Below are 6,789 nucleotides of genomic sequence, written 5' to 3'. Positions count from 1 at the left end.
TCCGGGCAACTTCTCGTTGGGTTTGCTCGGTTTCTGTGAGGCAGGTGTTCCTTCGCTCTTGCCTGACTTTGCACTAGAAGGTTTAGATGGCGTTGAGCTATTAGGACTTGGCCCCTCGCTTTCAAACATTCGATAAAGATCCTTAGTACTTTTCACACTATTGGATGCTCCGGTATACGTTACCGCTGCCCCCTGTGCTCCCGCAAGGACAGATCCTGCTATAGCAAGAATGCCTACAGGTGCTCCTACTCCTGTAGCTGTTACCACAGCACCTGAGATTCCTTCCGTCACAGCACCAGCCGTTTCTAAGGCTCCGGCTACAGTTGTCAAAGAATGTCCGATCACTTCACCTGTTTTACGCGCCATCGGATGATCTGTGGCGTATTCCTTACTCATTAATCCAAACGTATAATCTTCTACAACTGCTGTTCCCGCTCCTGATATAACTTCTCCGACTACATCTGCGCATACTTTCCCGCCGCGACTTGGGCTTCCGCATTCTGAAGCTGGGCTTCACCCAGAATAGCCAGCCACGACCGGGATTGTTCTGGCTTCGGCTGCTCTGCCATGTAACGATCGTAGTTCGCCCTCCAGCGTTTCCTCAGTTCGGATGGAATCTGATGGTATGCCCGCTCTAACTCATTAGCAGACTGGGCCATACGTCGGACATAAGAAGCTATATCTTTGTGTCGCACGGGCAAAAAAAGCTCATTCCTACTCATGGTTCAAGTGGGAAAGAGCTTTTGAAAGTTTATCAAGTGTTTGAATTGTTTAGTCTTTGGTTTGTTGGTTGTATTGTACGATCTTGCTGTTGGAGTTGTAAACTCCTAACTATTGTCCATCCTCATTCTTTATTTCTTTCCACTCAACCTCGCTAGATTGAATGTTTAATACAATTACATCATCCAAACCATTGAGAACCATTTTAATACGCTCACCTTTTCCTTCAAATGGGAGTAGATCGACCTCTAGTATTTCACTACTATCCAAATTAAATAATTGAGGTTCAGTTTTGTAGAATGCTACATCAGAGAAAATTAATATTCCAAGCTGCATTTCTGGTTCAGTTTCAATATAGAAGGATTGTTTCCACTGACACAATTCTAATGTCATCCTTAACTGCTTCTTGACTTCATCATATTCTAAATCCTCTACAAGACTATCAAAAAGGGTATACGCTTTAATAAATTCTGATGGTTTCATTTTACTCTCCTAATCTAAGGTATAATGTGAGATGCTTTTGAGCCTTTTGCTACCGGATTACCATTAGCATCAAGGTAATAATCATTTTTCCCTGTACTATTGGGATTGTGAATATGATAATGATCCTTACCCTCAAAACCGTTTGCTCCTGGTTTCCCAGGATCAAACCTAACTTTCATTCCTGTAACAGGGTCAATATATTCTCGTGAGCTGGTATTCTTCGCCATTCCTTCAGGCGTTGTATCCTTCCAACCGTTATTAATTAATTCTTTAGGATCCTTCGGTAAATTATTAGTAGTATACTTAGCTTTACCCGTCCCCTAAGTAGTAATCTTAAAATCTACTAAAGGATATGATAACTGTTTTTCCAATTACCACCATTATATCATCCGGCTTTGAGTTCTGTTAGAGGACTCGCCGCCCTGTATTCAGTTTTGTTCTTCATCATGCTGTAGATGATGTTTACAAGCCTTCTCATGATGCATATCAGGGCTTGCTTCTTGGTCTTGCCTTCTGCTAGCTTCCGTTGGTAGAACTCGTAAAATAGGGGATTACGCTGTGTCTTGTTCCTTCCTTTTGCAACTTGGATTTGCTGAACGGCTAGGTTATGGAAGATGGCATTCAGTACACGATTACCTTGCCCACTGGCTTGGTCTTTGCCCTTGCCGCCCGAACTAAAGCGGACAGGAGCGATTCCGGCAAAACGGGCTAACTTGTCGGCATTGGAGAAGCGACGAATATCTCCGATTTCAGCAATAAGTTCCGCCGCTGTAACGGTGCTAATTCCGTCCATCGACTCTAGCTTGTAATCGGTCTGTGCCAATACCTGTCGAAGCTGTTCCTCGATTTGCTTGATGAGTTCCCGACTTCTCCGCATGTCCTTGACCATGTTGACGGTGAGGAAGTTTCTGTATTCTTGGAAGTTCCGCTTCGTCTCACCATCCTGCTTCACCAATTCCAGTATTTCTTCTGCCTTACGGGTGGAACATGTGTTATGACTCGCTTCACGTAAATAATCCGCCAGTTCATCTACCCCCACCGTCAACGCTTGGTGCGGTGCAGGATACTTCTCCCAGAAGGCAAGAGCCGCTTTCCCGTCAATGTCACAGAAGAACTTCTTGTAGGACGGATAGTGATAGCTTAACTGTTGATGCATTTGATTCTTCAACCCACTGGCATGTTTGACGATGGCATTCCGCCTTGCTACCAGTTAACCTAATGTCCAGTACAAGTCTTGCGGATTTGCATCCGGCAATTCATCGAGTCTTGCAAGGAGTACCTTGGCGATGCAGAATGCATCCCAACTGTCGCTCTTTTGCGTAGTCGCATGGCTCATTCGTTCGCTGTAGGACAGAGCAGAATTCACTTCCTTAACGATTTGATTCTTCTCGACTAGGTGGACGGCTAAGGCTCTGCCGTTGCCGCCCGTATCTTCTAACCCATATACAGGAGTCAAGCCTTTTGCCGTATGCTTCTTGACGAACTTCATCAGGTCATCGAATGCAGACGGTTTATTCTCAATCTGAATCTCACCAAGCCGCTCGTTCCAACAGTTGATGATGACCGCCGTATGGTGGGCTTTATGTAAATCCAGACCGACATAGATGTGATACTGCTTGTAATGACTCAAAAGACTTCACCTCTGATTACGGATTCTGTCGTGACATGGGTAAAGAATAGGGGCAACCTCAGTTCAAGCGTTAACCGTTCGGTTCGCAATGGGACGCAAGCCTCTCTATTCCTTGCCTTGAAAGTCACAAGTTATTTCAGTTCAAAAGCCAGATATGCTTTTAACAATTTCAAATGTAGAAGTTCCAAACGTACCTTGTCTTCCAATTGGTGGATGGTTAGCAGTACTTCTTCTGCCATCCGCCGATCAAAAATTTCGCCAAATCGGTATATATGGTCAAATATCGCATGTTGGCATTGTTCCAATGTTTCGAGTTTCTTGTAATAGCTGTCTTCTTGTTCGACGTAGCCATTGTAGATTTCCATCTGCTCCATGCCTCCACCGCCTATATAATGGCTTGATGAAGCCCATTGGCTTCAATGCCACCATAGAAATAAGTACCTTCGTACAACGGTCGGCGATCAAGGATGCGTTTAATCTGTACCTTTGTAAACTTCTTGCCCTGTTGTGTCGTAAAGCCGTCATCATTCATTTGATACGCTAATTGAGATAATGACCAGTCAGGAAATAACTCCTTGAGTTCAAACAATCGCTGTACAGCGGTAGCTTCATCGAGATTAATTTCGATTGCCTTCTGACCTTTCTTCACTTTGTAGCCGAACGCCACCCGACCTCCTGCGTAGCCGCCTTGCTGTGCTTTCTTGTTGCGTCCTCGACTTAACTTCATCGAGATTTCAAGCCGTTGGTATGCGTCAAGCAGTTCCATAAGCCCATTGATTAAGAAATCGGATGGGTCTTTCTTGTAGATGCTGTAAGTCGGTTGCTCAATGCTACGAACATCCACGCCATGCTTTTTGAACTCTCGATGAACAAGAACTTTCACGATATCAGACCGCCAGAGACGACTTGTATTGAGTACGACAACTGCATCAATGGTTTGAGTAGACAGGGCGGATAACATGTCCTGAAAGCCGATTCTGTCAACCTCAAGCGTATCCTCGTCAATCTTCGCTCCACTGATTCCTTCGTCAGTAAAAATGTGAAGTAAGTTCCATCCTTGTTCCTGACAGTAAGAACGGATTTCGTCTTGTTGGTACGATAAACTGTAGCCGTCTTTGGCTTGTCCTTGTGTCGATACTCGAACATATCCGATGACATTCACGCTGTTTCCTCCCCCCACCGTTACGATAATTTTGATTTTTGTAACGCCTAGTAGATACAAATTAATTATATACCGACTAAGCGATACAATCAATCATTTCCATAAGGGGTTAGGAAATCGTATAATAGAGGTAATCAAGTCTGTTCGGAAGTTGGTGTCAAATTGCCCGTTGTCGTAAAACTCAAAGAGATTCTAGCTGAACGTAATATGTCTCAGCGTGAATTGGCAAGATTAACAGGACTAAGACCAAATACCATAAGCCATCTATGCTCCAATGAAGTTGACAGAGTTCATCTCAGCACATTTGATATTATCTGTAAGACATTAAACATCAGCTTGAATGAACTTCTTGTACAGGAAGATGACTAATCTTGCCGGATAGAATGGCACAAGGGAGCGTTATCGCTTCCTGCCACTGCTCTGCCGCCAATACAGTCAGGTCAATAACTTCTTGCGTTTTCATTTGTTCGTGAATTTGCTTACGGTAGTAAGGAGTTGTGTCTTGCGGTAGAAGTTCTCCTTGCTGAATCTCCTTCACAAGCCGCCCCACCTTCGGACTAAACTTGGACAAGTCCGTCAAAACTGCACATAGATACTTGCTGTTAAACTGCGGCGGATACTGAACGAGTGTAGCAAGCGATATCTTCTCCTTCGAGGCATAAACAATTTCCATTCTCGTTCGTTCCCCTCTGATTTTCTGCCGCCCTGTCTCCAACAACTGACGTTTCTTGTCATACACCCGACAATAACCATCCTCCTGACGCTGATGCTTGCCGTTGTAATAGCGAGTGCCTTTGAACAGGCGTAGCTTACGACCCTTCGTAGACATCGTGAACAGATCACTTATGCGAACAGGAATGTCAAAAGCTACATCACACCGTACAAACAAGACCTGATCGGCGTACTCTCGGATTTGTTCGAGCCAATGACGGAAGTAAACAAGCGACTTCGGATAGACTTCTATCCTGAGCGTGTTCTTACGAGTTTTCGGAGCAAATACCAATTTATAGGAGATATGTAGAAACTGTTCTCCTGTGTTGATTCTGATACGGTATTGAAATCCTCTTTCCCCCACCGTCATCCTGACCCCGTAATAGTGACAGATTTGTTTATGGAACTCATTGAAGAAGTCCCAGTACACGTCTGTAAAGTCAATGACTATACGGTCTATGGATACCGTTACCCCATTCATGTTCCGCCCCCTCCCCGAATTTTTTCATGAATTTCGGGCTTAATTAGAGGGCAGGCGGCTAGCCTTATACGTTCCCTGCCTGTTATATGTTAACTGCTCGTCAGCAGAGTTCTTTCTTCGCTGTAACAATCGTTGAAAGGTACAATTAAGTTGCGGACGATATGAAAAAAAACTTCGTTTTAGCCGTCCTACTCTTAATAGTGGCGGTATCTATCCGAAAAGATGCGATTTACTGTTATTTCATCCTCCCTATCGGGGCGGCATATTCTACAGTTGCAAATAAATTTGAAAAAAAGGTAAGAAAACGAAGATAGCAAAAAACAGGTCAATTATGATGGTATCTAATCATAATCAACCTGTTCAACGTAACGGAATAGCGTTATTTAGGTTATAAAATTAAAGCATTTGATGTGCGTACAACCGAAATGATGAAATCTTTATACGGGTATTACATGGGTTAGGTGTCTTATTGGTTGAATAATGTGTTTATTCGGCACTGGTAGCCCCCAACTGAAAAATATCAACACAATTATGAAAGATAACCAACAATCTCAAGAAGCTTAGGACGTTCTACTGACATTAGAATATCATAAATTTATGTTTAATTATTTCCAAGCAAGCTTCCACTTGATCTTTATCATTCGGATTTCGAGTTAAATAATCCTCACTTGCTTCAATTAAATATTTAAAAAATGTCTCGTAGTCTACAATTGCATTTTCTTCAATTTCAGCCATTGGAGGTTGCAAACTAAAGTTAACTCCACTTTCACCAAAATATCCTTCTTCTCCAGGCTGATATTCATGGGAAAAAGTACAACTTACTGGATCGATTCCAAAACCATCACCATTTTCAAAATGACGGATTGCCTGTACAAATTTACCATCACCTATTATTTTATAATATAATCTCATAAGTTCTATCTTTTCTGAAAAATCCTCAATAATAAAAATCTCATCTTCCATATAAATTCCCCCTATAAATATTAATCAAGTACTGGGAAAAAGTTGGTGATATCACCTGTAATCTTATCCTTAAAGCCCATAAACTTTAGTTTTTTCCCGTTTATATTGACATAACCCTCGACCATATCACTTGGAGACCTAACTCCACCAGGAATTATCCTGTTATTACCAACTCCTTCTTCCATTGCTTCTTTTCCCAACTTCAATATCTGTTCATCAGAAAAAACTTTAGGATCATAAACAGTTTTAGGATTTTTGTACTCTTTCCACTGGCCAGTGAAATTCCCTTTCCCACCGTTAGCTGTGCTCATTCCGTCATAAACAGGGAGCTTGTATTTAACTTCATAGATACCTGGAATATCTGGATGCGGCGTTTTTGTTACAGCTTGATTAATATTCTTAACCTGATCACCAAAGTTGTCTAAAATATACTTTTCAAGGTTTTCAAGGTTATGACCACCTTTTATTCCTATAGTCGGTTTTGCTTTAAATCCTTCTACTTCGATTAAATGCTTATCATAACCAGTCTTAAAATTCACTTCAATTTTCGGATTAACATTAGGAACTTCACCCGTCCCCTCAGCTGTTGTTCTTTCATTTGGTTGTGGTTTGTAGCCTTTGGATTCGGGAGTTTGTGTA

The 6,789-nt window shown here is 42.3% G+C and carries 8 protein-coding genes and 2 pseudogenes; 1 reads left to right on the top strand and 9 read right to left on the bottom strand.

Annotated features, from left to right (window positions below):
- The 6 genes and pseudogenes from JO375_RS02805 to JO375_RS02780 form a co-directional block, all read right to left on the bottom strand.
- Window positions 1-396, bottom strand: a pseudogene (locus tag JO375_RS02805) (contractile injection system protein, VgrG/Pvc8 family); the annotation flags it as partial.
- Between the two features lie 435 nt (window positions 397-831).
- On the bottom strand, window positions 832-1,203 hold the full coding sequence (locus tag JO375_RS02800) for a hypothetical protein (protein WP_229523048.1): 372 nt from the start codon (window positions 1,201-1,203) through the stop codon (window positions 832-834).
- A 14-nt stretch (window positions 1,204-1,217) separates the two neighbouring features.
- Entirely contained in the window at window positions 1,218-1,430 is a 213-nt protein-coding gene (locus tag JO375_RS02795) for a hypothetical protein (protein WP_229523047.1), read from the bottom strand.
- A 158-nt stretch (window positions 1,431-1,588) separates the two neighbouring features.
- A pseudogene (locus JO375_RS02790) lies at window positions 1,589-2,833 on the bottom strand (IS110 family RNA-guided transposase).
- 131 nt (window positions 2,834-2,964) lie between these two features.
- On the bottom strand, window positions 2,965-3,207 hold the full coding sequence (locus JO375_RS02785) for a hypothetical protein (RefSeq protein ID WP_229523046.1): 243 nt from the start codon (window positions 3,205-3,207) through the stop codon (window positions 2,965-2,967).
- 11 nt (window positions 3,208-3,218) lie between these two features.
- Window positions 3,219-3,995, bottom strand: a complete 777-nt coding sequence (locus JO375_RS02780) for a recombinase family protein (RefSeq protein WP_229523045.1) — start codon at window positions 3,993-3,995, stop codon at window positions 3,219-3,221.
- Window positions 3,996-4,157: 162 nt separating this feature from the next.
- Here JO375_RS02780 and JO375_RS02775 point away from each other — a divergent pair, with 162 nt between their 5' ends.
- A complete protein-coding gene (locus JO375_RS02775; protein WP_229523044.1) occupies window positions 4,158-4,364 on the top strand; it encodes a helix-turn-helix domain-containing protein in 207 nt (68 codons plus the stop codon).
- Here the strand turns inward: JO375_RS02775 and JO375_RS02770 are convergent.
- The 3 genes from JO375_RS02770 to JO375_RS02760 form a co-directional block, all read right to left on the bottom strand.
- Window positions 4,327-5,187, bottom strand: coding sequence for a replication initiation factor family protein (locus JO375_RS02770; protein ID WP_229523043.1), 861 nt, complete (start codon window positions 5,185-5,187; stop codon window positions 4,327-4,329). The two genes, JO375_RS02775 and JO375_RS02770, sit on opposite strands and share 38 nt — an antisense overlap.
- Window positions 5,188-5,766: 579 nt before the next feature.
- On the bottom strand, window positions 5,767-6,150 hold the full coding sequence (gene cdiI / locus JO375_RS02765) for a ribonuclease toxin immunity protein CdiI (protein WP_229523042.1): 384 nt from the start codon (window positions 6,148-6,150) through the stop codon (window positions 5,767-5,769).
- 20 nt (window positions 6,151-6,170) lie between these two features.
- The coding region (locus tag JO375_RS02760) for a CdiA family toxin C-terminal domain-containing protein (protein WP_229523041.1) at window positions 6,171-6,789 on the bottom strand (619 nt) is incomplete at its 5' end.

Origin of the sequence: Paenibacillus farraposensis (assembly GCF_020736845.1) — a bacterium.
GTDB classification, from domain to species: Bacteria; Bacillota; Bacilli; order Paenibacillales; family Paenibacillaceae; genus Paenibacillus; species Paenibacillus farraposensis.
This window is presented reverse-complemented; position numbering and strand designations above follow the sequence as displayed.

Coding starts and splice junctions, on each gene's coding strand:
- JO375_RS02800 (WP_229523048.1), bottom strand. CDS start 1,203: ATGAAACCATCAGAATTTATTAAAGCGTATACCCTTTTTGATAGTCTT.
- JO375_RS02795 (WP_229523047.1), bottom strand. CDS start 1,430: ATGGCGAAGAATACCAGCTCACGAGAATATATTGACCCTGTTACAGGA.
- JO375_RS02785 (WP_229523046.1), bottom strand. CDS start 3,207: ATGGAGCAGATGGAAATCTACAATGGCTACGTCGAACAAGAAGACAGC.
- JO375_RS02770 (WP_229523043.1), bottom strand. CDS start 5,187: ATGAATGGGGTAACGGTATCCATAGACCGTATAGTCATTGACTTTACA.
- cdiI (WP_229523042.1), bottom strand. CDS start 6,150: ATGGAAGATGAGATTTTTATTATTGAGGATTTTTCAGAAAAGATAGAA.